Below are 24,983 nucleotides of genomic sequence, written 5' to 3' on the forward strand. Positions count from 1 at the left end.
AACTTCGCTAAGCCCCGGAACGTTACCGGTAAACAAAAAACAACCAATCTAATAATTTAAAGGTACAGACAAAACCAACTTCACAAATGGCAATAACACTGGACAGGTTGACAGAAACCCACAATCTTTTAAAATCAAAATACGGCGGACTAAAAGAAGATTACTTTACTCCAATATATATTTCTGATAAGTTTGAAAGACCAATCGAATCTATTTTAGACAATTGTGCTTTTGGAAATAACGATTATGGTATTGACGGCTACTATATTGACAAAGAAGCCAAAAATCTTTATTTGTATCAGTTCAAGTGGAGCGACAATTATGAATTATTTAAAGAAACTTATAAAAGGCTAATCAAACACGGAGTTGAACGAATTTTTGGCGACCCTTATACCGACTCATTTATAAATAAAGTTGTTCCAAAACTCAAACTCGAATTACAAGAATATAAGGACATAATCAACAAGGTTTATATATGCTTTGTATTCAATGGCGAACCTGAAAAGGCAGAAGGAAGCAGAGTATTAGAAAGTTTAAGGGAGGAACTGGAATCTAAAAAGCATTTTATAGACAGCTACTTTAACAGCAATGAAATAACGTTGACAATTCAGTATATCTCAAATGAAACAAAAAAAATAAATCAAACATCAAGAACTAAAAAAACTTTCCAATACAACATTGCATTTAAAGCACAGTCTGTAAAAAAAGCATCGGGTAACGAAATGCTTCATTTAGGTTTCATAAGCCTTTACGACCTTTACAGAATGTTCGTAGATATGAAACAACGTCTATTTGAAAAGAATATCCGTGCAGGACTTGAAGCTGATTTAGCACCAAATCAAGCAATTAAAAAATCACTCAAAGACATTGTACTAAATAAAAAAATCAGTCCTGAATATTTTACATTCCATCATAATGGAATAACACTATTTGCTGAAAAATTAGAATCTGAAAACGGAACAACTAAAATAGTTGAACCTCGTGTGTTAAATGGAGCACAGACAATTACAACACTATCTCGGTTTGTCGAAGACATTCAAAAGCAACCAAACTTTTCAGAATACGAAGAAACTTTAAAACAAATTGAAGTAATCGGAAAAATAATTACAAACGGTACACAGGAGTTTGTAACTCAAGTAACAATTTCAAATAATAAACAAAATCCTGTCGAATCCTGGAATTTAAGAGCAAACGATTTAATACAACTTGAATTTGATGACAAGTTTCGTAATGACGGAATATTCTATGAAAGACAAGAAAATTCTTTTGCTAACCTACGAGATTCTGACCTTGAAGAATTAGGAATTGAACACCATAAAGAAATCAAAATAAAAAAACTGGCTCAAACATTTTTAGCAATACAAGGTGAAATTGACAAGGTTTCAGAAATTGGGAAAGTATTTGAAACGGACACCTTATATGAGAAAACATTTAGACCTGATTTTATAAAAGCCGACACAAGGAAAATCATTATTTCGTACAAAGTTCAATTTAGACTAAATGCCATTATCAAAGAAATCGAAAGCAGAGGCGAAAATAAATATTTCTTTGTTCGCTATGCCAGAAACCTTGTTTGGGCGTTGGCAATTCAAGGTCTTTTAAACGACCAATATGCTGACGACATACTTGAAAATTATGGACATACGCTGTCCGTCGAAGCAGACTTTAATTCAATAGTTAAGGACATCGGTTCCAAAAAAATTAGAATTATTTTATCAGAACTTATTAAACTAAAAAAGTATGACGATTATATGGTTGACGGCAAATACAGTTTTCTTAAAACACGGATTGCCTTTGTTGACTGTATGACAATTGCAAACAAAAGGTATGGTTGGGAAATGTTGAAAATCACTCACAACGGACAGTGACAGCGGCTTACACGAATGCCAGCTGGTACCATGGGGTTTTGTGCAAGCAGGGCTTGACGTTCAAACTTCGGCTGTGTGTATTGTACATTGGTTATCGGCTTGACATTTTCTAATTTGCTTTTTCGCTAACTTTATTAAAAGCGCAACTAAATGGGCTTGACCAGTGGGCAGACGGAATGCTAATATCCCCCCCCTTGCGTTAATTCTCGACGTAGGCAGCAAGTGTAAAAAGACAGCGACATCCTGACACGGAAATCATAAAATTGAAATGAATAATTTAATATGGCCAAGAAACAAAAAACAACAGATACACTCAATTTAGAATCCATTCTATTTAATTGCAGGGAATATTTACGAAGTAATGCTTCGTTAATGGACAAACGTGACTTGCTTTTAACGCTGATATTCTTGCGATTTATTGGCGAGAAGTTTGAAAATACACAGAGTGAAATGAGACAAGAATGTCTCAACAATGGCATTACTGATGAAGAAGTAATAAAATCATTCCTAAATAGCCCAAGTCGTTATAAAGGAATAGCCTTTGTACCTGAAAAAGCACGTTGGTCGATGATTATAGACCAACCTTCTTCAAAATTAAATGCCTCACTTGATGATGCTATTCAGGAACTTGAGAATAGTGGTGAAGCCTTGAAAGGCTGCATACGTATCGGTTTGTTTACTCAAATTAACCTTGAAGCTAACGTTATTAAGAAAGTTGTTGACGAGGTGAATAAAATTTCGCATAAAACCTTTGGCGAAGAGAAAGATTTGATTGGTCGTGTGTATGAGTACTTCCTAAAGTCTTTTGCAGTGAATGCAACTAAAGAGGAAGGCGAATTTTATACACCTCACGATATAGTTGAGTTGATAGCCGCTTTTATTGAGCCCTATGATGGAACGCTTTATGACCCTTGCTGTGGTTCGGGCGGTATGTTTATTCAGTGTGCAAAGTATGTTGAGGCAAAACAAGGTGATATTAAAATGGTGAACGTGTATGGACAGGAGAGAGACCCAGCAACATATCGGCTTGCCAAAATGAATCTTGCTATGCGTGGTATCTCACATCACCTTGGAGAGCAAAATGCCGATACATTTTCCAATGATTTGCACAAAGGGTTGACATTCGACTTTATTATGGCAAATCCTCCATTTAATCTAAAGAAATGGTATGATATATCAATGAGTAAAGATAGACGCTGGGCAGACTATTCAGTGCCACCTGAAGGCAATGCCAACTATGCTTGGATTTTGCATATGCTATCGAAGTTGAAGGCTGGTAAGGGCTTAGCAGGTTTCTTACTTGCTAATGGTGCTTTGGGTGATGGTGATGCTGTAGCAATTCGGAAAAAGCTAATTGAAAATGATAAAATTGAGGCCATTATCGTAGTACCCCGTGAACTGTTCTATACTACCGATATATCTGTAACGCTTTGGATATTGAACGAGAATAAAAAGGGTGGAATGTGGCATGGTCGCAAATTGCGTAACAGACAAAAAGAAATTCTGTTTATGGACTTACGCCAGTGGACTGAAAACCCGGTAAAGGGTGAGCAGAAAAAGAAAGTGGAACTGAAAGCCGACCAAATTAAAAAAGCAGCACAAATTTATTTCAAGTGGCAAAGCGAGGGTACGGATGGAACAAATTATGCCGAACCCGAAACATATCGTTCTGTTGGCTTTGAAGAGTTAGATAAGAATGGTTATTCGCTTGTTCCAAGCCGATATATCGAGTTCGTGGACCGTGACACCACCATCGACTATCATCAAGTATTGACAGAAACAGCAACGACCGTTTCGAGGCTATTGAATTGTCAAAAACAAAACGATGAAACATTACGTAACGCCCTTAAGCAACTTGGTTATGAGTGTTAATAAAGAGGATACTAACTTGGTTCGTTTGGGAGACTATATTGAGCTTTGCGATGAAAGAAATAATGATGAAGAATATACACTTGATGATATTCAAGGAATAAGCACAGAAAAAAAGTTTATCCCAACAAAAGCAAATTTAGACGGAGTCTCTTTGACATCCTATAAAGTGGTTCATAGAGATGAATTTGCATATGTATCAGACACCTCTCGAAGAGGTGACAAAATTGCGTTGGGGTTAAACACAACTAATAAACCTGTTCTGATTTCTTCAATTTATACAACGTTTCGCTCAATTGATACAAAGAAATTATTACCAGAATACCTGTATTTATTTTTAAGCCGTTCTGAGTTTGATCGTTTATCTCGCTTTAATTCGTGGGGAAGTGCCAGAGAAACATTTGATTGGAGTGAGTTTTGTCGCATTCAAATACCACTACCCGATATTGAGATTCAGCAGGAATTAGTTGATACGTATAATGGATTAAAGGCATTGGCAGAACAAAACGAAGCCTTAATCAAACCACTCACCGAGGCTTGTCAGGCCTATATTGTAGATTGCAAAAAAAAGCACCCTGAAGTTGAACTTGGGGGGTATATAGAGGAGTATGATAAAAGAAACTCTGATAAGAAAATAAAAGCTGTAAAAAGTGTATCTGTAACCAAGGAGTTCAAAGAAACTGGTGCAAAAGTCAATAAAGATGAATTAGAGGGCTACAAATTAGTTCCACCAAATCATTTGTCATATGTGCAAACTACTAAGAATGAGAAATGTTTTGCAAATGCACTTAATATGACTAACGAGACTTATGTTGTTACCCAAGTCAATAAAGTTATTCGTTCTAAAGATGAGTCTAAATTAAATATTGGGTTCTTGCATCTAATTTTCAGAGGGGAAGAGTTTGATAGATATGCAATTTTTAACTCTTGGGGCAGTGCCAGAGAAACTTTTGACTGGAGCGAATTATGTAAAGTTCTTATTCCGCTTCCACCACCTGAGGTACAACAAGCAATTGTAGATATATATAATTGTGCCGAAGAGGCAAAAAAGATTGCAAACGATGCTCGTGAAAAAATGAAAAACCTCTGTCCTGCATTGGTGCAAAGAGCCATAAATGGATAGTAAAATGAATGATTATATGAAAGGTAAATATTACGAAAGCGATTATGAAGAAGCCCTTATCGACCTGCTTGTTCAGCAAGGTTGGGAGTACAAACACGGGGGCAGTATAGCTCGCAACAATCGTGAAGTATTACTTGTAAATGATTTAACCGATTATCTTGAGCAACGTTATACCGATTTAAAGAAGAGTGATATTGAAGAAATTACTAACCGCTTGCGCTATGTAAGTGGTCAAACCCATTTCGAGTTACTTCGTAACACCTACTACCTTGTGCGTGATGGATTTCGTTATACACGCAATCAAGATGGAAAAACATTTGATATCGAGTTTGTCGATTTTGAGGCTGAAAATAGTAACAATATTTATCGCTGTGTAAATCAATTCGAAGTAGGATATGGACTGAAAGACGATAAACGCATACCCGATGTATTACTCTTCGTTAATGGTATTCCGCTATGTATCTTCGAACTTAAAAACCCAATCGACTTCAATGCAACAATAGCAAATGCATATGACCAAATTCATAATCGATATAAAAGAGATATACCACATCTTTTACGTTATTCTGTACTCTCTTGTATTAGCGATGCCACGGTAAACAATACAAAACTTGGTACAAGTTACACACCCTACAATCACTACTATGCGTGGAAGAAAGTAAATAATGAGGACGAGTCTGCAAAGCGAGGTAGCGACCAGGTTAGAACCATTGTTGCAGGAGTGTACGAGCCCAATCGCTTTTTAGAAATTATTCGGGACTTCGTTTATTTCCCTGACAAAAAATACGACAAAGATGAAGAGGTAGTGTGTCGCTACCCTCAATTTTTTGCTACCAGAATGCTTAAGGAGAGTGTACTAAAAGCACACGCTGCAAACAATAGAAAAGGTGGAACATACTTTGGAGCAACTGGTTGTGGTAAAACCTATACAATGATGTTTTTGGCTCGTCAGCTATCCTTACGTTGTGAGGAGCTTGGCTCCCCTACCATTGTGATGATTGTTGATAGAGATGACCTGCAAACACAAGCAGGTAAATTATTCCTACGTTCAGAAGATTTTTTATCGTTGGGTGCAGCCAAAATAATTGCTGATAGAAGAGATCTTAAAACTGAACTATCCATCAGAGAGTCTGGCGGTTTCTTTATTTGTACCATCCAAAAATTCTGCGAAGAGATAGGCGAACTGAATACCCGCAAAAACATTATATGCTTTTCTGACGAGGCACATCGCAGTCAAGTACGTTTGAATTCGCAGTTAAAAATAAAAGATAAAAAAACAGAAAGCATAAGCATAGATGATACACCTATCGGAGCATTCATAACAAAGCCTTATGCTGAGCATCTACGTAGTGCATTTCCCAATGCTACTTTTGTTGGTTTTACTGGCACTCCTATCGATGAGACTATTCAAGTTTTTGGTGAGGTTGTGGACAGATACACAATGCAACAATCTGTTGAAGATGATATTACAGTTGAATTAAAATATATACCTCGCATAGCAAATGTTACGCTCGATAGCGAAAAAGTAAAAGAGATAGACGCGTACTATAAGCAATGCGCTGATGATGGTGCAACAGAAGATGATGTGGCTGCCAGCAAAACAGCAATGAGTGCAATGGAAGTAATTCTTGGTGATGAAGACCGTTTAGGTCGCCTTGCAAAAGATATTATAGAACACTACTCAAATGCTTGCGAAAACAAACCCGATGTAGTACAAAAAGCAATGATTGTAGCCAGCAAGCGAAAAATTGCCTACAGATTACTCCAAAAGTTTAGAGAACAAAAGCCTCAATGGTTCGAAGAAAGGAAATCTCCTGACGATAGTAAATTAACTTCTGATGAGTTTAAAGAACTTTCTCCAATGCCTACTATAGCAATGGTTGCTACACGTGGTAAAGATGATCCAGCGGATATGTATACCTACATAGGGGATAAAGCCCGCAGTAAAAAGTTAGATGATGCATTCAAAACGGACCATTCTAATTTCCGCATTGTTATTGTTGTTGATATGTGGATTACTGGCTTCGATGTTCCTTCTCTAACTTATCTATACAACGACAAGCCACTTCAAAAACAGAGTCTTATTCAAACAATTAGTCGTGTAAACCGAAAGTATACAGGCAAAGAGTTCGGATATATTATTGACTACATAGGTATTCGCGATAATATGATGGAGGCAATGCGTAAGTTTGGAGGAGAAACATTTGGCCCGAGTGAAGATGATGTTCAACAAGCCTTAGAGGCTCTAATTATTGAGTTGAAAATACTCAAAGAAGTATTTGTCGGTTTTGACATCACACCATTTACTGGTCCAAAAACGAGTCCTTTGGATAGATTAGAGTGCCTGTCATCGGCTGCCGACTACATAATCACTTTGACAGAGCAGCTAAATCTTAGCAATGAAAGGGAAAAACCCAAAACCGTTAGCGTTAAGACATTCTTCCTAGCTCACGTGAAGCGATTGAGAACTGCATATGACATTTGTCAGCCATCAAATGTGCTTACTAATGAGCAACTCTCGTTATCGCAGTGCCTTATGGCGGTAGCATCTTATATCAGAAAAACTTCTGGTGAAAAACACGATACAGAAAGTATGAATAGTGCCGTTGAAAAAATGGTTGCTGAGGCGTTGAAATGTAATTCTGTTGTAAGTATTCTACAAACCGATGTAGAAGAAAGCATTTTTAGTCCAGAGTTTGTTGAACAATTGGAAAACATAAAATTACCAGCTACCAAACTTGAAGTCTTGATTAAGATGCTTCGTAAATCGATTAAAGAGTACAAGGATACAAACAAAATAGCAGCTGAGAAATATGAAGAGTTACTTAAGAAAACACTTGATGAATACCACAATAGAAGGGAAAGTTTATCTTCTTCAGAAGCCACAGAAACACAAACAGAGGCGGTAAATTCAATTATCAGAAATGCCACTCAACAGGCATTGGATATACTCTCAAAATTAGGAGAAGACAAAGATAGTTTTAGAAAACTGGGGTTAACTTTTGAGGAAAAAGCTTTCTATGATATACTTATGCATCTACGAGACAAGTATAACTTTGAGTTTGGTGTAGATAAAAAGGTGGGTAGTTTAATTATAAACGATAAATGTAAAGTTTTAGCTCAAAAAATTAAAGAGTTGATTGATGTGCAATCATCGTTTACGGACTGGCTTAACAATACCAATGTAAAAGCAGACTTGAATCAAAAAATATTCTTTTGTTTGATAAATAATGGTTATCCACCGCAACACAATGATGAAGTGTTCGATCAAGTAATGGGTCAGGTGGAAAATTTCAAACAGAAAATTTAAGAAGATATTACACAAATCTAAACAGACAATGACACGGGAACGCAAAAAGGATAATGGCTTACAGTCACGGTCGATAGAACATCAGGAGAAAATCCAGTCAAATTAACCCCTTAATACCAGCGTAAACTGACCCCCTACCGCCAGTGCAAATTGACCCCCTAAAAACGAGTAAAATCAATCAGCAAATGCACAGGGGTTGTACGCAACAACATTAAAAAATACTTGTATCCTTATGTACTATCAGAGAAAATAATTGATGAGATTGAAGCAATTAGTGATGCAGAGATGTCGCGACTGTTCTTAATTAATGTAGAGCACATACTTGCCATTTGGGTAATCAATATCATATATAATTATTTCTAACTCGTTTAGCTGTTTTAGCAGAAAATCAGCATCTTGTATGCTGCAATTAATTATTATCCTCTGAAAATAACTTTTTTTCTTTGCTACTTTCTTTTAACAAGCTGAGCGAACGACTGAAGCATGAGGGAGTGAGCGAAGCGCAGTAAAAAAGAAAGTAGCCCGGGCAATGCCGGGCTTTTTGGTGCTGCACAAGTGTGCGACGCAAGTAAAGCTTAATATGTGGGTTTCAGGTTAGTTCAAAAAATCGCTGTATTTACTGCATATTTCAAAGGCTTTTTTAGTGCGGACTAACCCTGTACCATACAGGATAGAATTTAGCTTTGCATCGGCATTTTTATAGTCTTTCACATTTTGATAATAGCCTGTTATGGCGTTGTATGCGCCAAACAAAGTGCCTGCCGTTGTTTCCATTTGTTGGGTTGGGCTGGCAAATGCATAGCTTAATACATCATCAACGGTATCAACAAACTGGCTGCTAAATTCGAAAGCAGCATTTTCTGTTACTATTGCCTGAAATACTTCTTTGTTTGGTGCCATGGCAAGCTGTACCAATTTTTTTAACTGCTCATCGGTTATACGGGTTTTAGCCCATTTGTTAAATAGGGTGGTTAGCTGGTCGGTAATATTATCAGATATTGCAATAATACGGGCGGCTTCGGTTAACTTCTCAGCTGCGTTGGCTGTATGCTTTATAAATACTGCATTGCTGTGGTTTCTTAGCGCCATGTTTAAGGTATTGTTACATACTATGCGAATGGGTGTAAATGCTGCCATAATTGAGCCGCTGCCATCGTGCGAAGTAGTAAGAAAAATGTATTTTTCTATATCATCATTACGACCAACGCGAATAACATCGGGCATTTTAGCGGTAATAAAGATGCGCTCACCGTTGCCCAAAGCTCCTGCAGTTTCGTATTTTATGCCGCTGCCATCGCTCACCAGGTTATCGAAAAATGTAAAGGCAGTTTCATTTTGTACCACCTGGTACTTTGCGCCAACTATGCCCAAAATTTGGGCGGTGTCTTCTCGAACTGTGGCAAAAAAGTTGGGTACTTTTTGACTATCTGTAAACAGGTCTTTTTTAACTACGTTGTAATCCAGTCCTGCCAATTTAATTGCCTCTGCGCTGGTGGGGTAGTTTTCAACTATTTGCCCTAATCCGTGCCAAGCTTTTTCTTTAACTGAAAAAAAGCTGTCCATTCCTGTAATTGCGTTGCGGTTAATATTGTGTGCCATAAATTTTTAATTAAAAAGTTGTAGTGAGGTAAAAAAATGCAGCTGCATTATGCAGCTGCATTGGTGGGGGTTTGGTTAGAAATTAAAATTAAAATCGTTATCGATGGTAGCCAGTTCAGCCAATAATTTGGCTTTAGCCATTGCCACTATTTCGCCTATTACAATAGGGTGTGAGATGGCAAAGGTTTTGCCTTTGCTATCTGTTAGGCGAACGTTGCAACTATCCCCTGAAGGGCTAATGTAAAAATCTGAAAGGCTGTCAACTGCATCACTAATTTTTTCCCTGCGTTCTAACAATTTGCCAAGGGCGTGAAATTTGTTCATGCGGTCTTCAATGCTCGGGGTTTTAGCGGGGGCGGGCACTCCAAAATTGCTTAGTTCGGGCTTTTGCTCGGGGGCTTTTGGTTGCTCTTGTTTTGGGGCTGCTGCTGGCTTAACATCTTTGGTTGCGCCATTGGTCGGAGTGTCTTTAATAATAGACATAAAAATCGGACAGTTTTTGCGGTGTGTCTCACCGTTTTAATAATACACTAATTTACTAAAAGGTTTTAATATATACAAACTTTAAGGTAAAAAGTTTTGTATTATTTTTTAAACAGGAAACCCAATAAAATCAAGTGTTTCAGCGAATTTTTAAATAAAATTCGTCTGAACCCCAACGGAGTTGCACGGCGTGTCCTAAAGTTCAGGTGTGCGGACAATGGCTTTCATAGATATATGGCGCTCCACAGTGCGCCCTATTACGCTCCGTGGTGCGCTATATGGCGAAAAGCCCCCCTTATGAGCGAGTTTACGAGCGGACAGCCCCCTTATGCCGAAGTATTGAGGCATAAGACCGCCCTTATACAGCTGTTTGGTTGAAAACCAAAGTGCTGTTACTATTAGCATTGTTGAGTTGATTTGAGACAGAAATGAACGCAGTGAATGAATGGACAAAAGCAATATAGCAATGCGATAAAAGATGTCCTTATTGTATTAGTTTAATAACATCTAACAAATGGAACCTCACCCAGGCATGCCGGGTGAGGTGTAGTGCGGGAGATGATTATTTAACGTTGGCTGTTGCAACAATTGTAGCGTTATGCAATAACGTTTGAATTGTTGCTTGCGTTAGGGATAGAAGTGGAAAGCCCACAGCGAAGCGAGGACTTGGAACGGAAAGCCCGGCTCATCCGAAGGTGAGCAACGCCCTAATTTGTTTTCATAAAATCTGAGCCATCTGATAATGTATGCACTCCATCAAACTCAAATACCCACCACACTATCGTATCAAATGCATCTGGCCCATGCGTACTTTCTTCTGCTGGGAAGTTTGGATTCTTCTCACTCTTCTTATCCTTCTTTGTAACATTACCTTGAATCTCTGCTTTCGTTTGCTCTATCGCTTTTATCAACGTATCACACGTAAGCTCATTAACTCTTATCGCATGTTGCCCACTCTTGGCCAACCATATTTTAAAATTGTCAAACTTAGTATCATGTTCCGGTGCTTTACCTATCGGATGTTCTATCACATCCCAATCATCGGGGAACGCATTTATAAATATATCGCGGAAGGTTGTTTTACTTGGCGACCTACCTATGGCCGTATGATCATACACGTAATGGAATTCTTTATTCTGGTGATGCTTGTACTTCTCACAAAACCCCTTTACTGTATCTTCAATTCCATTGGGCGCCAGCTCCCAGATATAATCAATCACGTTTACCGTTTCAAAAATTGAGTTAGGTAGTTTACTTACCTGCGCTACAGGTAACGGACTAATCCTGAAATTGTAATCCATTGCCCCAATAAAGGGTAGGGTTGGGTTATAATCATTGGTACTCTTGTACTTATTTAATTTGGTAAAAGTAGGGTAGTAAGCATGCTCTACCTTATCAGGATCATGGTTGAGGAACGATACATTAAACTCATACTCACTTCTCGATATTCGCCTGGCACGTTTAAAAAAGAACTCACCCAGCGTGGCTTTGTTCTCAAAGGGTTTCATATCACTAAAGTAAACCAGGTTCTTTCTAAGTCGCCTCAGCTTATCCTCGTAAGCATCTATTTTATTTTTATACTCATAGATCGTTTTGGTGCTGGTATATTGCTGCATCTCCTGTTTCCATAAAAGAATCTGCATCTGCATCACATATACCATTTCAACAGCCTTCTCGTTCATCAGCTTTTTCTTGCGCAAAAACCATTTTACTTTCGGGCCGTACTTATCCGTAAACATCCATACACTCAGGTACTCAGGCAAATGACCAAAATATTCTTCTGCACCACGCAATGCCGGCAATACCTCACTGTTTATTTTATCTTCATCGCAATACTTAACCTCATCACCAATTGCCGCCTGTGCATTAAAGGCATTGCCGCTACCTTCAACTGCCAGGCTAACCAAACAAAATGCACATCCATTACTGCAGCTGATAACATTTTCAAATATATCCAATGGTATCAATGGCTTTGCCCAATGCTCCGGAGGGCGTTTGTATTTTACATAGTCAATACCTTCTACCCATCCAAACTTCTTTTCCAGAAAGAAAATAATATTGGGCACAATCCTTTCCTTCAATCGTTTATATGTATCGCTAAATAAAAGAATCTGGCTGCGTGGCATCACTTCACTTAACCGTTGTATGCGTGGGCCCATACCACCACCTGTTTTACCGCCACCCCTTTGCCATGCAGCATAAGTAACGTTGGCATTAATAATTTGTATTAATGCCTGGCTATCATGAAGGGTTACTTCAATACTATCAGAATTCATCTTTGCCCTCCAATTCTTTAATTACCACTTCTGCTTCAGCAAAAGCTTGGTCTGCAGTTAATTGAGTAACAATTAAATTATTCTGTATAATAAAGTTGATGGTTTTAGGCGCCCTTATCGGCTTACTCTCAGGGTACATATCAATATACTCCCGCAATTCCTTTTCCAGTTTGGCAGCACTGGCATAATCTTTATCAATAAAAGCATCATTAATTTTCTTCTGCAAAAACTCAATTCTGTTCTGGATCAGGAATTGCTTATTCAACGGGTAACTGGCAGCAAATACATATTCAGCATTTACAATATCCCGGTAAGCAGTATCACGACTAACACCATAAGCACCAATAATAAATTGGGAAATTTGTTCCCGCTTATATTTTTGCTCCCGTATTTTTTCAGCAGCAAACTGCCAGCGATGGTAAAGCTCCATTTGCTTATCACTCAATATCAAACCTTCGGTATTATTGTTGCCGCCTGCTTCCAGATAGCGAACAATATCATCCCTGTTGGTATCACTAAATCTCGTTTTCGCCAATTCCATCTTTACGTAAGGTTTTACGGGTATCTTCTAAAATTTTTACTGCTAATGTTTGTGCCGGACTGCTACCGCTTGCCGCCAAATTAAATACGCTCTCCCTTATTACCAGTTCAATGCTATTAAACCCGGTAAAATAGGCCACACTCCATTCGTCTTCACCAACCGAAAGCCTTCTGTTAAAATCATCTTTATCCAGCCCAAGCCTAAATGCAGTTTGCTCCGGAGTATACCCCGCAGCGCTTAAACGTTTAATGGCATCCAAAAGGTTAAGATCTTCCATCGGCTAATGCTTGTTTAATCCATTTAATCTGTTGGTCTGCAATCGCATCATCGCAAACCACTACACCACTTTCATAGCGTTTATTCTCTGTATAATTGGCACTGCCAACTACAGCAATTTTCCATTGGGCATTTATAATAACGGTAACTTTTGCATGCGTATCCACCATCGCGTATTTAGTGGCCATGGCTTTAATAATTTGCAAACTGCCGGCAGTGCGTACATCTACCCGGTTATCCAGCACACAATACAAATCGATAATAACCTTTTCATCCACCAGTTGAGCAATTATACGTGCCGGTGTTTCACTCATGGCATAGGTGCTCATGTACACTTCGGCAGGGCCGGTCTTATCCAAAATAGCCATAAGCATTTGGTGCATGCTCCATTCTCCATCACTCACCCAAAATGCACAGCAGCCCGGGGCAATATTGTTAATGGTATCAGCCAGTTTAAGGCTATCACTCATAACCGTAGTTAGCTGCTCGGGCATAATGCTGCTGCTATTGGTAGCTGCTGCCGGTTTGGCAAACAGATTAAAATCAATCCTTCTTGCCATGGCATATATTTAATTGATCCTGGTATTTCTTCAACAATGCGGCCGCATTGCTATTGCCCGGCTCTTTGCTGCAAATCAACCTGTAACGCCGTACATATTTGGTCAAATTATCAATTAGCTTGGCATGCTTAAACGGGTCTTCAGGAATGGTAAAATCATCGGTTTTAACATCTGGTACAGTTCCGTTTTCAATGTAGTAATCCCGTTTATCCCACAGTGCGTTAATCTCTTTTTCAAGTGCCAGAATTTGCTTGCAAATTTCATGGCAAGTGCTCCTGGTAGCATCGCTGTTATCGCTACCGTATTTATCCAACTCATACTGCAGATACTTCATTTTTGCATACTTCGCTTTCCAATCTTCAGTTATACTCTGTAAAATGCTATCGTTGGGGGCATCGGGCATCTTCTCGCCCTTATCGGTAGTTGGGGCAGGGGTTTTTTCACCAGCAGCACAAAGGGCTTGCATGGCTTGCAATAACTTAACTTTTAAGGCAGGGGTTTCCGCACCCGTTAGGGCTTTTTTCAATGCACCATCCTGCCCATAGCGCAGGTATAGCGTTTTGCCGATGATAAAATTTCTGCTGCCCTTCAACCAGCGTTCAATCATTTCCATACCGCAATGTCCGCACAGTAAACCCAACGGCAAAGGACAGTATTGGCCAAACGACCGCACACCCATTAAACACCGCTTGCGTCGCACTCTTGTACACCATAACTTAGGGCAACAAAAAAGGCCCATGCATCAAAATACACAGGCCTGTTGTTCACTTAAAAATAAAAATATTTATTGAATGACTAAATCAATTTTCTTTAATTCATTACCAACTTCTCTGCTGCACATATAAGCTTCTGATAATTTCAATAATTGGTTTTCAGTAATATCACCGTTCTTGTATTTTTTTACCTGAATAATAGGGGCCAATACTACCAGATTTTCAGCTTTTGTTGCTCCATAAGAATCATCACTAAAATCCTTGGATGCATATACTATATTAATGCCAATTGTTTTGAGACCTAATTTGTCCAAATCATCAGGAATTTCATTTAATGCAGGTAAAATCCATGCTTCAGCTTCTTTTGCAGCACGTTCTTTAGCAGTTAATTTTAGTGTATTTAGAATATCATCCGACTTCAAAGCATTTAAAATCAATACACTTTCTCCCGTTTCTTTCTTCAAAACTATAAATGGCAATTTATTATGGTCAGAAAGAAAATACCCTTCCTTTGAATCACCAAAAAAAACTAAATTTTTCATAAACTTCTTTATTGCCGCACTGTTTTTCTTAATAATTGGGTTTGATGTAGAATCAACCAACAATGGGAAAGTTACCATATAAAAGTTACTGGTTACTGCCATATCATCTACATCCTCTACCTCAATTGATAAATCATATTCTAACCTTGCCTTTGTACAATGTGCACTTAATAAACCTTTAAAATCACTTTTTTTTACCTGCGCAATCGAGCAACTTACAATAACCAAAAAACTAATCGTGAATAAAACTTGTTTCATTTGTATTTTTTAAAGTGTTAAGATAATAAAAACTTATTCATTAATAGCTGAGTATTGTTACCCCAGCCTAAGAGTGAGACACAAGTAAAGCCCCATGCGCATCATACTGCACGGTACAAAAAAGCCCACGCATAACCAATGCATGGGCTTAACCTCAAAAAACCATCTATGACAGAAAGCAGAAACCAAATTTTTAAATAACGCCCTTGTATTAAAATACCCGGGCTATCTATAACTATGCCCCAAGTAAATGTGTTTATAATTTGTCTTCCAACTCTTTTAAATCCCGTTTCCTTACATGATCGTTGTACATAGATATTATCATGCAACCCAAAATAATTCCACATACAAAAATTATTAATGCCAAAAAAACAGCACTCCACAAGCCAATATTAAGGTTAGGCATAAGGTTAGGTTTATTGTTATCAATCGGGTAAATGGTAATCTGTTTTGCAAAAATATTAATCAGTTAAATACAAAACAACGTGATTTATCACGCCATTTTTCCTGTGATAAATCACGCACCCCGTGATTTATCACGCGGCCTCATCTCTTTTTACTATCCATACAAATTCATCATCAATCATAAGATATTCATAATGCATTTGTTGCATCATTTCATGCAATTCCATAAGCATTAAATCAATACCGGTATGCTTTTCTACCATATGTTGAATGGCTAAACTCGTAAATGTGTCGGTAAAATTATTTTCTGAAGCGGGTGCATACAAACTGCAGAAAACATTTAATGCGTTAAGCTGTGGGGTAGGCGCTGGGGGCGTAGTATTTTCACTCATAAAAAAGAGGTTGAGGCGCCCACGCTACTCACGCAACGAATTCCATAACCTTTTACAGCCGGAATTACCTCAACCCGGAAGTTCATCTCCAGGAGAGGTTATAGATCGTATATGCAATAAGTAACGTGGGCAGTACAAATATACTACTTACAGTATAATTGTATATGCCGCATCCGCAATTAATTCATAAGTAATTACATAATGGCCATTGGGTGGCGGGCTGCCACTCGTCCAGGTATACACCACGGTATAATCAATAAACCTAAACATACCAGGTATAATATTTACCTCATAACCATTTAGCAAATAGGTGCTATTTACAGATGTGTACAATCCACCGCCCAATGTAGTAACAACCCTGTATTTAAATAACAGGTTGGTTAGGCTTATCCTTACGGTGCACGCTGCATCGATATATCCACGCACAAATACATTTGCATTGGTAACATGGGTGTAATAGGTATGGTTACCGCCGCTATAATAATCAAAGGTTTGCTCAGTGCCTAGTATTTCTACTTCAAGTCGCAGGTAAATGGTACCGCCACCCTCAACAGGCACTTCAATCTGCTGGCCATATACCAGTCGTTGCATAGTGGCTTCAATTAAAACATGGCCATCCTGCATGGGCTTTTTTACATAGCTTCTAAACAGGTACTCAACATTGTTTACCAATACCTTATCATCCCATTGGAATTTTGCCAGCTCGTAGGCTGGTAATAAAAACTGCTGTTTGGCAGCATCTTCGGGGCCGCTTATCATGTTCATCCAATCCTGCCACCAATATTTAATTAACCCAAAATCATCATCGCCATATTTATGGCGGTACACATTGCTCCAGGTTAATGCAGGTGTGCCCGTGGGCGGTATATGTATACTGCTCATGTATGGGTATTGCTTGGGGCCTGCAGTACCATCCAATTTGGTTTCATCTACCATGCCATGATAAAGCAGGGTTCTTAAACCGGCTTTCTCATAACGGCTCTGCTCGCAATAAGGCAGTAATGCATAATAATCAATACCGCTTAAGGTGCGGTATAAAGTATTGTAAACAGGCAGGGTAGTGCACTTGGTTTCAAAGCTGTTGGTTACTGTGTCTTTGGTTTCATCGTAAATATTATCGGCAAAAACCACCCATTGGCGGCTACCACTTTCATAAACCACATGGTAATATTTATTTTCTGCAAACACGTATACCAATGTATTATCCTGCACACTGTCAAAACCGGTAAAGCCGTAAATATCTGGTAGATCTGCTTTGGAGTATACCGCACTGCCAATGTTCCAGTTTTCAAAATCCGGACTGCTCACAAAATTGTCGTTGCCGTCAAAATTGTTTTTAAAACCAAAAACAACCGCCTCACCGTTTACTGTGCTTTCAATGGTAGAAAGGGCATATCTTGTCCAGTCCTTACGCGGTTTATTCTTCATTTCTTTTAAAGCAATAAACCGGCAGCTGTTGGTATTAATATCAAAAATGGGCACCCATGCATAGCGTTTGCATATCTGCACAATAAAATCACTGCAGGTGTAATCCGCAGGCATAAAATTATTCAGCGTAAAACTTAATGAGTCTACTGGTATGGAGGTTACTACTGTAGGGCTAAATATATCATAACTGCTGGTTCTGGTAATAATGGCTTTAACGCAAAACAATAGCAGCTTTTGCCATTGCGTATCATTTAGACCGGTAAAATCTACCTGCCAGTTATTTTCAGTAAAAATCTTTTCCAGCACATAAGCCAGTTTTATAAATGGCACAATATCCTGTTCGGCTTTCAGATTACCATTTTCATCAATTTCATTCATGTAACCGCTGCTGTACACATCATCAGTAATGCCATTCCAAAACTCATTACGGCATGGGGCAATTACATAATCATAAGTACCATCCCATGTATCCTGAAAATGCTGCATAAAGCCGCCACTGCTATCCGCTGCATCCCATGTGGTAAACGTAAAGCTGCGGGCACCATCTAAAAAAAGTTCAGTAAGTTTTTTGTTTTGTATAGTACTGTAAAAATTGCTGATGCCAATTAGCAAATAACCGCTGGCACTGCTTTTTTCATTAAACATTCTGTCCATGCCGGCACTCTCAACTACCAGGGTGCAATTGCTGTCAAAACTATCATCATCGTAAAGCTCAACGGCAATTTTCTTAATTGCTTTAACCGTAATATCAAAAAAATACTGCCCCAATAAACGGCAGTTCTTATCGGTGTAAACGAAACTGATGGGTGTACTATTCTCCATAATAATATCATCCACAATAAACAAAGGGCTTTTCCTTTCAATCTCTATGCTCTCATCAGGGGCAATATCAAAAAATTCATTTTGGTACTTTATTTTGTACATGCGTCTGTAGTTTTATAGGCTACCTAAACCAAATGTTTTATAACTCGGGGTAAATACCTCGTTCTGCTCGGCCAACTGCCATTCCAGCGGAAAACTAAACAGATCATCCAGCCGGTTGCCCAATTGCTGCCCCTTCTGTATACTATTTACCGGAATCATACGGGTATCAATAACCATGTTTATATTTTTGCTGGCCAGTATATCCATAAAAGCTTCCTGCTGTTCCTTGGTACGTATCAGACCAATATCACCTTTGTAGTTACGCTGTAGCAGAATATTGGTGGTGCTGTTTTTGGCTTTTCTGCGGTTACTGTTCCATTCATTTACATCAATGCCGGTATTAACCGCATCGCTGCTTTTTTCGTAATTAATATTGGTTTCGCCCATTACCCGCACTCCATCGGCGCCGCCAAGGCTGTTGGTATACACCAAATCATAACTATCATATACCGGGCGGTACTCAATATAAAAGCGGTAAGCATTTACTTTATCGGTGGTGCCTGCTACATCGGTAATGGTTACATTAAAATAATAAATGGGCTCACCCAGCAGGCTTTCCAATTCCAAATCATAAGGCTGTAAAAACAAGTGATACAAAAAGCCCGTTTCCTCATTGTAGTTTAATGAGTAACTCGTTGCTGCACCGCTAACGCCCACCATATCAATTTTTACAATAAAGCCGGCTTCATCAAAATTTAAAAAACTCAGGTATACCAATTCATTTGCATAAATAAAGCGGTTGGTGGGTTGCCAGGTTAAAAAGGGTTTATCGCTTTCAATATAGTTGATAAAAATATTGTTGCGGCTGCTTTTATGATACTCAATGCCGCCCTTAATCACCACACAAACATGATCACTTTCAGTGGTAACAAATTCCCTGTCCAAATTATCGGCATCTACTTCGCGGTATTCAATATAAAACTGTCGACAACTATCGTTGGCATTGGTAATAGTGGTGGCAGGTATGGGCGATACTGCATTTACCAGGCTGTTTAAGTACGACTGCAGATAAAAATAAATCTTACCATCTGCATTGGGTATCAATGGCAGGGTAATCAGTTCGGTAAAGCTGCTACTGCCCATTTCGGCATACATAATTTTTACCTGAAGCAACAAATCAACCCTGCTTAAATCAGCCAGTGTAAATACGTACCTGATTTCATTTTTGCTATAGCAATAACTATATGGGCGTTCATCTAATGTCATAAAAAATATTTTTAGCCAAACCAATAATCAAAGGGCATCCTGCTTGCGTCGCACTCTTGTGCGTTCACCTAAAAATCAGCTTTTTACAGCCAATTGCATAGGACAGGTGTATTTGCTAAATTTCTGGCGAAAGAATAAATTAAGCATACCTGCATTTGCCTTCACATTTCGGGTTGCTATCACAATAATTAAATGGGCATCCATCTAATGATGAATCTGGTGATTTGTATTTTAATACATCTCCATAATATTCTTCCCTTTCCATCAACTTATTAAAATGTTCGTCGCACAAATAAGTTGTCAATTCATGCCTTTGATTAAACTGTTCGTGCTGTTCACTTTCAGTTTCTTTGTCCCAAATATTTTGCTCACCAACTTTATGTGATGCTCCGTTTTTGCAACCCAATTGCATACATTTTACATCGGTGCAATTTTTTGGTTTTTCCATTTTTTAATGATTTAATTTTTGCCAATTTTTACTATTTGCTCATTTATAATCAAACCGTACAAGAGTGCGACGCAAGTAAAGCTTCATGGTTATTCCCCTGCCGGGCTAATAATGCATTAATACCAATCTTCATCATTGTATAGCAATTCCTTTGCCGGGGCTTCGTCCTGCATTTGCAATACCCAGCCAAACAGGTTATCGTTTACCGGACCAATCTTACTAACGGTAATTTTGCCCTCATCAAAATAAAATAGCCCGCCACAGCTGCCATTGGTTTCATAATCATTTTCCATAAAGCTGATATACAAATTCATTGCCCGCTCTGCTTCGTTATAGGCGGCTTCAATGCCATCTGCCAGGTTATTGGCGTAGGCATCCATGTCAATCTTTGCCAAAAACATCAGGCTATCATTTACCAACCGGTTACCGGGGAAACTGCCGGTTTCTTTAAACCGCATGCTATAATCTAAATGCACCACGCAGGGGAAATGCGCCCAATTGGCACAGGCTGCATTCAGTTCATCTTCATCATTTATGCGGTGGAAGCTTTTACGCAAATCGGTGCTGCCCACACTCACCGGCCTGTTATGCGCAACTACCCGGCTACTGTTGGCTATGTTTTTAAAATAGTCGCTGCGTTTTTTGTAGGCACCATCGGGCACTGTATTGGTGGGAATATTTTGCTGCTGCACCTGCAGTTCTACAAAACCAAATATGGTATTGTGGCCGCTGGCATCAGTTAAAATAATATCTGCACCATTGGTTAACTGGTTACCACCATAAAAATCCGTTATCGTAAAGCTATGTATTAACCATTCACCGGTATTGGTATTGGTCATGGTGGCGGCAACTGCCTGTGCATTGCCATTAAAATAGCGGAGTTCCCAAATATTATTGCCATCATCAAAAACCGCCACCTGAATGGTTACGGTATAAAAATTACTACTCACCAAATCCGTATCTGCTATTAGGAAAATGGCGGTTTTCTCATTAACCACATCAAAGCCACGGGCAAAGCGGCCAAGATAACCACCCGTTGGGCCTACACGCCAATAACCTTTACTGGTTCCCTCTGCATCGTATTGCGTAAGGTAGCGGCAATAGTTACCGGGTATCATGTCTACACCAAAATCCTGATTATATGCATCCTGATCAGCATCATTACTAATGGTATGATATGCCGCATCGGGGTAGGCTGCCCTTAGTGCAGCTATACGGGCAGGGTTTAAATACTCAATGGTTTTATTGGTAATATAAAACTGCTCCTGCTCAGCTGGGTAGCCTTGTGCTATGATATTATCAATGGCTGCAGTAAAATTGGCGGTTAATGCAGGGTCAATAATTACCCCGTATTCAATGCCATAGGTAGTAGCATCATTCACATCAATCACCTGCCTAAAGGCACAAAAGCCCAGCCCATCGGCGGCGCTGCGTATGCCGGCATGTTTATTAAAAAACTCGTAGGCACTGCCATCATTACCCAACATAGTATAACTATTGCCCGCTGCAATGTTTACAATATCAATACCCTGGTGTAAGGCGCTGCACAATAATGCAAACAGGTTTTGCTTATACGATTCCTGAAACCATGCAAGCCCTAATGTTTGTTCAAACTCGCCACCAATGCGTTTGGTTTCGCCTGCGCCTTCTCTAAATGGTTGCAGATAAGTGGTTAGGTATTTTTCAAACGGTATGCCATAGCTATGTGTTGGGTCTCCGGTTTTTATATTGGCATTGGGGTAATTGTTATTTACATAGGCAAGATTTTGCAAATCGTTACCTGGGTTTATCAGCAATTGTATGCCGGGTAAATTGGCTGCCAGGTTAAGGTTTAAATTATACCAAATATCCCGCTTACGGTTTTGCCAGTCTTCATCCAGAATTTCATACACGCTGGCATCGCCAACTGGTGCACCATCAATATAGGCATTGGTGATGGTACCTGCGTAAGGGTCTGTATCACCGGTTTTTCCTTCGCTGGCTTGCCAGCGAACAATATTGTTTTTTATATTATCTGGCAGGCTTTGCAAAAACAGGCTAACCTGCGCCAGCATATTATCGTAACGGGCAATAAAATCGCTGTTTAGGTAATACGGGTATTCGCCTGAAGTAGTTTCTACTACAGGTACATTGTATGGTGCTGTTAATAAATAGGCTGGTGTATTGGCAATGGGCCCCACTGTAACACTAAACCAAATTGGCCAGTTGTTTTGCGTGGCATATTCAAACTGCTGCTGCATGTACGTGAAATCAAATACATCCTCAGCCGTTTCAATATCAGCCCAGCTAAAACGAAAACGCCAGCTTTTTACACTTGGCGCTAATGCTAAAAAACTGCCGCTGTTGGGTGTTATAAAACCCAACCCGGATAAACCGTAATTATTGTTGTTTGCCATACATGCGTTTTAGTTTTTCTTCCTCTTCAATACTGGCCACTATTTCCATAAAGGCATTGTGTACAAATAGGTTTTCTGTATCCTGAAAAGTGCCATACTTGTTACCGCTTAGGCTTCTGATTAATCCGAATAAACCTTCATAATAATCTCCGGTGGTTTCTGTTCCACTACTTTTAAATGCTTCAGGGTAACTATCCCGAAGATCTTCGCGGCAGCTGTCGTACCAAATAAGTATGGCCTGCTTTACAACCAGGGGCCAGCGGGCTACTTTTTTTATATAGTAATCGGTATCAGCCGGTTTAAATGGTTTACGGCAATCGCCATCGCTATTCCGTTGTACATCATAATTGGGTTTGGGTTCTCGGTAAAGAACGGCCACCAGTTCGTTCAATGCTTCCAGTTCATCTTCCATTGTTTCAGAATGGATTATTTTATGGTAAGCATGTTCGCTATGGTGAAATTCACTAAGCCTTAAATTATCAAAATCACTTGCCGGACCGTAGAGCGTGGTAAACCTGTGCCGGTACTGTGGTATTAACTGTTTGGTGATGCTTAGCTTTTCAAATACCCATCCAATATGTTCATAGCAGCGCTGGCGAATATCAGGCGGGGTAAGCAGAAAACGCAGCAGGCTTTTGCTGTAAAGCGCAAACAAAGCTTTATCCAGCGATATGGCAATATCATTGTATTGGGCATTTAGCACATCGGCCAATGCAATAAACTGCTTGCTGGTTAAATCATCTTTTTCCGCAAGCAGTATGGTTTTTGTTTTATCGTATTTCAGTTCAATCAAAACCTGATGATATTATAAGTGATGCCAATGCCGGCCGCTGGTACAAATGCTTTGCCTGTATAGTAATAGCCTGCCTGTAATCCAATGCCAAAGCGTTTGGGTTTGGGCTGGGCAATATCAATGGCCGTTAACCCGGTGATGGTGGTATTGGGGTTGGCGCTGTAGGCGTTTAATACCAACTGTTTTTTAAACAGCCCTTTCTTTTTATAGTAGCTTACAAAAGTTAGGCTATCACGTATGCTATACGTCCAGGGCTTATCTGTTAAACTGCCATTAATGGTAAGCCATTTATCTTCAAAATGGATAGATAACGTGGTATCCGTATCAATATACAACGGGGTGGTGTTGCCTTTCCATGCATCAATAGGCATGGTGTACTCCCGTTTATTGGAATCTGTTTTTGGAATTAAAGCTTCCAGTGTCATGGTATGATCACTGAATGGTTTACCAATATCGCTTTGTCCGTAATCAAATTCAGGGGTAAAAGTTCCCTGTGTAATGGTGCCGGCTTTTATAATGGCTTTAATGTTTTTTGGTTTGGTACGTATAACCCCCAACAGGCTATCAATAATAGCCTGGTAATGCGCTTTAACGGTGGTAATATCTGCCACCACTACCTGTTTTTCTGCATGATGATTGCCGTTTACATCGGTGTAGCGGGTAACAGGTGTTTCTTTTATTTTTTCTATCTGCGCATCATCCTTGGCCATCTCAATATGATGGCAGCTATCTACCAGCAGAATTACGGTAACCACTATTAAAAAAATAGTGTACACTGCTGCAGTAGTAAAAAAATGCTTGTGGTTACTTAATTGTATCATGATTGATTTTTTGTTTTGCTTTGGGTAAAAAGCCATCCGATAACGCCCACCAGGCACATATCGAAAAACTTGTTTATTACCTGTTGGTTTTCTTTTGGGTACTCGTGGTAGCAGCCAATTACAACTATTACCAGACAGCCGATAATAACTATTACGGCTATTGCATTTTGTACCATTACTTTACTTAATCTGTCCCACATAATTAAAAGGGTTTAGGGTTGAATGTTTAAGGTTGATTGGTTTGGGTTTGTATAATTTTTTCAACGCTGGCAATCAGCTGTTTTAAATTGGTGGCGTAATTAGGATCTGTTGCATAACCGGCTGCAGCAATGGCTTCAATAAATTGTACAGGGTTTGCTTTTACTGCCAATGCTTTTGCGTAGCGTGGATTGTTAATAATAAAATTGGCATGATCGGTAAAGCATTCCTCTGGTGTAGCATACTTTCTAAAATAGGCTTTGATGGTATACTTGTATAGCTTTTTGCCATTTCTTACCACTGGTTCTACTTTAATAATATTGGCAAATTTGGCATCTACCCGGCTGCTATATTCTGTTGTAGTTAATAGCTGCTCATTGCCATTTATGCCATCGGTATCTTTTACGCCAAAAAACATATTACCTGGTGCAAATTTGCCCCAGCCACTTTCCCATGCTGCCTGTACTAAAATGGCAATGGCACTAATACCGGTTTTTTGCTGTGTTTGTACAGCATGTGGCAGGTAGGCTTGTATAAATGCTTCTTTGGTCATA

Annotated in this window: 22 protein-coding genes; 4 read left to right on the top strand and 18 right to left on the bottom strand. The window is 39.2% G+C overall.

Annotation, left to right across the window (positions count from 1 at the left end; translation table 11 throughout):
* The first annotated feature begins 86 nt into the window (after positions 1 to 86).
* The 4 genes from GD597_RS17995 to GD597_RS18010 all read left to right on the top strand — a co-directional run bounded on the left by GD597_RS17995 (position 87) and on the right by GD597_RS18010 (position 8,170).
* Complete coding sequence (locus GD597_RS17995; protein WP_171609295.1) at positions 87 to 1,868, top strand: AIPR family protein; 1,782 nt, start codon at positions 87 to 89, stop codon at positions 1,866 to 1,868.
* A gap of 282 nt (positions 1,869 to 2,150) precedes the next feature.
* Complete coding sequence (locus GD597_RS18000) at positions 2,151 to 3,740, top strand: N-6 DNA methylase (protein ID WP_171609296.1); 1,590 nt, start codon at positions 2,151 to 2,153, stop codon at positions 3,738 to 3,740.
* Positions 3,694 to 4,860, top strand: coding sequence for a restriction endonuclease subunit S (locus GD597_RS18005; RefSeq protein WP_171609297.1), 1,167 nt, complete (start codon positions 3,694 to 3,696; stop codon positions 4,858 to 4,860). The genes GD597_RS18000 and GD597_RS18005 overlap by 47 nt, the downstream gene beginning before the upstream one ends.
* Positions 4,853 to 8,170: a type I restriction endonuclease subunit R gene (locus GD597_RS18010; protein WP_171609298.1), complete on the top strand. Its 3,318-nt coding sequence runs from the start codon at positions 4,853 to 4,855 to the stop codon at positions 8,168 to 8,170. The genes GD597_RS18005 and GD597_RS18010 overlap by 8 nt, the downstream gene beginning before the upstream one ends.
* Before the next feature lie 594 nt (positions 8,171 to 8,764).
* On the opposite strand, the gene GD597_RS18015 is transcribed toward GD597_RS18010, so the two are convergent.
* The 18 genes from GD597_RS18015 to GD597_RS18100 form a co-directional block, all read right to left on the bottom strand.
* A complete protein-coding gene (locus tag GD597_RS18015; RefSeq protein WP_171609299.1) occupies positions 8,765 to 9,769 on the bottom strand; it encodes a DUF932 domain-containing protein in 1,005 nt (334 codons plus the stop codon).
* 75 nt (positions 9,770 to 9,844) lie between these two features.
* Positions 9,845 to 10,252 carry a hypothetical protein gene (locus GD597_RS18020; RefSeq protein ID WP_171609300.1) on the bottom strand — a complete coding sequence of 136 codons (408 nt, stop codon included), beginning with the start codon at positions 10,250 to 10,252 and terminating at the stop codon, positions 9,845 to 9,847.
* 707 nt (positions 10,253 to 10,959) lie between these two features.
* Positions 10,960 to 12,528: a hypothetical protein gene (locus tag GD597_RS18025; protein ID WP_171609301.1), complete on the bottom strand. Its 1,569-nt coding sequence runs from the start codon at positions 12,526 to 12,528 to the stop codon at positions 10,960 to 10,962.
* Positions 12,518 to 13,069: a hypothetical protein gene (locus tag GD597_RS18030; RefSeq protein WP_171609302.1), complete on the bottom strand. Its 552-nt coding sequence runs from the start codon at positions 13,067 to 13,069 to the stop codon at positions 12,518 to 12,520. The genes GD597_RS18025 and GD597_RS18030 overlap by 11 nt, the downstream gene beginning before the upstream one ends.
* Positions 13,044 to 13,346 carry a hypothetical protein gene (locus GD597_RS18035; protein WP_171609303.1) on the bottom strand — a complete coding sequence of 101 codons (303 nt, stop codon included), beginning with the start codon at positions 13,344 to 13,346 and terminating at the stop codon, positions 13,044 to 13,046. Before GD597_RS18035 ends, GD597_RS18030 begins: the two co-directional genes overlap by 26 nt.
* Positions 13,333 to 13,905, bottom strand: coding sequence for a phospholipase D-like domain-containing protein (locus tag GD597_RS18040; RefSeq protein WP_171609304.1), 573 nt, complete (start codon positions 13,903 to 13,905; stop codon positions 13,333 to 13,335). The genes GD597_RS18035 and GD597_RS18040 overlap by 14 nt, the downstream gene beginning before the upstream one ends.
* On the bottom strand, positions 13,889 to 14,518 hold the full coding sequence (locus GD597_RS18045) for a hypothetical protein (protein WP_171609305.1): 630 nt from the start codon (positions 14,516 to 14,518) through the stop codon (positions 13,889 to 13,891). Before GD597_RS18045 ends, GD597_RS18040 begins: the two co-directional genes overlap by 17 nt.
* 171 nt (positions 14,519 to 14,689) lie before the next feature.
* Complete coding sequence (locus tag GD597_RS18050; RefSeq protein WP_171609306.1) at positions 14,690 to 15,418, bottom strand: hypothetical protein; 729 nt, start codon at positions 15,416 to 15,418, stop codon at positions 14,690 to 14,692.
* 256 nt (positions 15,419 to 15,674) lie between these two features.
* On the bottom strand, positions 15,675 to 15,824 hold the full coding sequence (locus tag GD597_RS18055; RefSeq protein WP_171609307.1) for a hypothetical protein: 150 nt from the start codon (positions 15,822 to 15,824) through the stop codon (positions 15,675 to 15,677).
* Positions 15,825 to 15,954: 130 nt separating this feature from the next.
* Positions 15,955 to 16,215, bottom strand: coding sequence for a hypothetical protein (locus GD597_RS18060; protein ID WP_171609308.1), 261 nt, complete (start codon positions 16,213 to 16,215; stop codon positions 15,955 to 15,957).
* Positions 16,216 to 16,362: 147 nt separating this feature from the next.
* Complete coding sequence (locus GD597_RS18065) at positions 16,363 to 18,567, bottom strand: hypothetical protein (RefSeq protein WP_171609309.1); 2,205 nt, start codon at positions 18,565 to 18,567, stop codon at positions 16,363 to 16,365.
* Between the two features lie 12 nt (positions 18,568 to 18,579).
* Positions 18,580 to 19,773 (bottom strand): hypothetical protein, encoded by a 1,194-nt coding sequence (locus GD597_RS18070; protein ID WP_171609310.1) that lies wholly within the window; start codon positions 19,771 to 19,773, stop codon positions 18,580 to 18,582.
* Positions 19,774 to 19,912: 139 nt separating this feature from the next.
* Positions 19,913 to 20,221, bottom strand: a complete 309-nt coding sequence (locus tag GD597_RS18075; protein WP_171609311.1) for a hypothetical protein — start codon at positions 20,219 to 20,221, stop codon at positions 19,913 to 19,915.
* A gap of 116 nt (positions 20,222 to 20,337) precedes the next feature.
* Positions 20,338 to 22,617: a hypothetical protein gene (locus GD597_RS18080; RefSeq protein WP_171609312.1), complete on the bottom strand. Its 2,280-nt coding sequence runs from the start codon at positions 22,615 to 22,617 to the stop codon at positions 20,338 to 20,340.
* Positions 22,601 to 23,410 carry a hypothetical protein gene (locus GD597_RS18085; protein ID WP_171609313.1) on the bottom strand — a complete coding sequence of 270 codons (810 nt, stop codon included), beginning with the start codon at positions 23,408 to 23,410 and terminating at the stop codon, positions 22,601 to 22,603. The genes GD597_RS18080 and GD597_RS18085 overlap by 17 nt, the downstream gene beginning before the upstream one ends.
* Entirely contained in the window at positions 23,407 to 24,231 is an 825-nt protein-coding gene (locus tag GD597_RS18090) for a DUF6808 domain-containing protein (protein ID WP_171609314.1), read from the bottom strand. Before GD597_RS18090 ends, GD597_RS18085 begins: the two co-directional genes overlap by 4 nt.
* Complete coding sequence (locus GD597_RS18095; protein WP_171609315.1) at positions 24,228 to 24,431, bottom strand: hypothetical protein; 204 nt, start codon at positions 24,429 to 24,431, stop codon at positions 24,228 to 24,230. Before GD597_RS18095 ends, GD597_RS18090 begins: the two co-directional genes overlap by 4 nt.
* 26 nt (positions 24,432 to 24,457) lie before the next feature.
* Positions 24,458 to 24,982 carry a glycoside hydrolase family 73 protein gene (locus tag GD597_RS18100; protein ID WP_171609316.1) on the bottom strand — a complete coding sequence of 175 codons (525 nt, stop codon included), beginning with the start codon at positions 24,980 to 24,982 and terminating at the stop codon, positions 24,458 to 24,460.
* Between the last annotated feature and the right edge of the window lies 1 nt (position 24,983).

The sequence above is a fragment of the Limnovirga soli genome, from assembly GCF_013106755.1.
In the GTDB taxonomy this organism is placed as follows: Bacteria; Bacteroidota; Bacteroidia; order Chitinophagales; family Chitinophagaceae; genus Limnovirga; species Limnovirga soli.

Coding starts and splice junctions, on each gene's coding strand:
- GD597_RS17995 (WP_171609295.1), top strand. CDS start 87: ATGGCAATAACACTGGACAGGTTGACAGAAACCCACAATCTTTTAAAA.
- GD597_RS18000 (WP_171609296.1), top strand. CDS start 2,151: ATGGCCAAGAAACAAAAAACAACAGATACACTCAATTTAGAATCCATT.
- GD597_RS18005 (WP_171609297.1), top strand. CDS start 3,694: ATGAAACATTACGTAACGCCCTTAAGCAACTTGGTTATGAGTGTTAAT.
- GD597_RS18010 (WP_171609298.1), top strand. CDS start 4,853: ATGGATAGTAAAATGAATGATTATATGAAAGGTAAATATTACGAAAGC.
- GD597_RS18015 (WP_171609299.1), bottom strand. CDS start 9,769: ATGGCACACAATATTAACCGCAACGCAATTACAGGAATGGACAGCTTT.
- GD597_RS18020 (WP_171609300.1), bottom strand. CDS start 10,252: ATGTCTATTATTAAAGACACTCCGACCAATGGCGCAACCAAAGATGTT.
- GD597_RS18025 (WP_171609301.1), bottom strand. CDS start 12,528: ATGAATTCTGATAGTATTGAAGTAACCCTTCATGATAGCCAGGCATTA.
- GD597_RS18030 (WP_171609302.1), bottom strand. CDS start 13,069: ATGGAATTGGCGAAAACGAGATTTAGTGATACCAACAGGGATGATATT.
- GD597_RS18035 (WP_171609303.1), bottom strand. CDS start 13,346: ATGGAAGATCTTAACCTTTTGGATGCCATTAAACGTTTAAGCGCTGCG.
- GD597_RS18040 (WP_171609304.1), bottom strand. CDS start 13,905: ATGGCAAGAAGGATTGATTTTAATCTGTTTGCCAAACCGGCAGCAGCT.
- GD597_RS18045 (WP_171609305.1), bottom strand. CDS start 14,518: ATGGAAATGATTGAACGCTGGTTGAAGGGCAGCAGAAATTTTATCATC.
- GD597_RS18050 (WP_171609306.1), bottom strand. CDS start 15,418: ATGAAACAAGTTTTATTCACGATTAGTTTTTTGGTTATTGTAAGTTGC.
- GD597_RS18055 (WP_171609307.1), bottom strand. CDS start 15,824: ATGCCTAACCTTAATATTGGCTTGTGGAGTGCTGTTTTTTTGGCATTA.
- GD597_RS18060 (WP_171609308.1), bottom strand. CDS start 16,215: ATGAGTGAAAATACTACGCCCCCAGCGCCTACCCCACAGCTTAACGCA.
- GD597_RS18065 (WP_171609309.1), bottom strand. CDS start 18,567: ATGTACAAAATAAAGTACCAAAATGAATTTTTTGATATTGCCCCTGAT.
- GD597_RS18070 (WP_171609310.1), bottom strand. CDS start 19,773: ATGACATTAGATGAACGCCCATATAGTTATTGCTATAGCAAAAATGAA.
- GD597_RS18075 (WP_171609311.1), bottom strand. CDS start 20,221: ATGGAAAAACCAAAAAATTGCACCGATGTAAAATGTATGCAATTGGGT.
- GD597_RS18080 (WP_171609312.1), bottom strand. CDS start 22,617: ATGGCAAACAACAATAATTACGGTTTATCCGGGTTGGGTTTTATAACA.
- GD597_RS18090 (WP_171609314.1), bottom strand. CDS start 24,231: ATGATACAATTAAGTAACCACAAGCATTTTTTTACTACTGCAGCAGTG.
- GD597_RS18095 (WP_171609315.1), bottom strand. CDS start 24,431: ATGTGGGACAGATTAAGTAAAGTAATGGTACAAAATGCAATAGCCGTA.
- GD597_RS18100 (WP_171609316.1), bottom strand. CDS start 24,982: ATGACCAAAGAAGCATTTATACAAGCCTACCTGCCACATGCTGTACAA.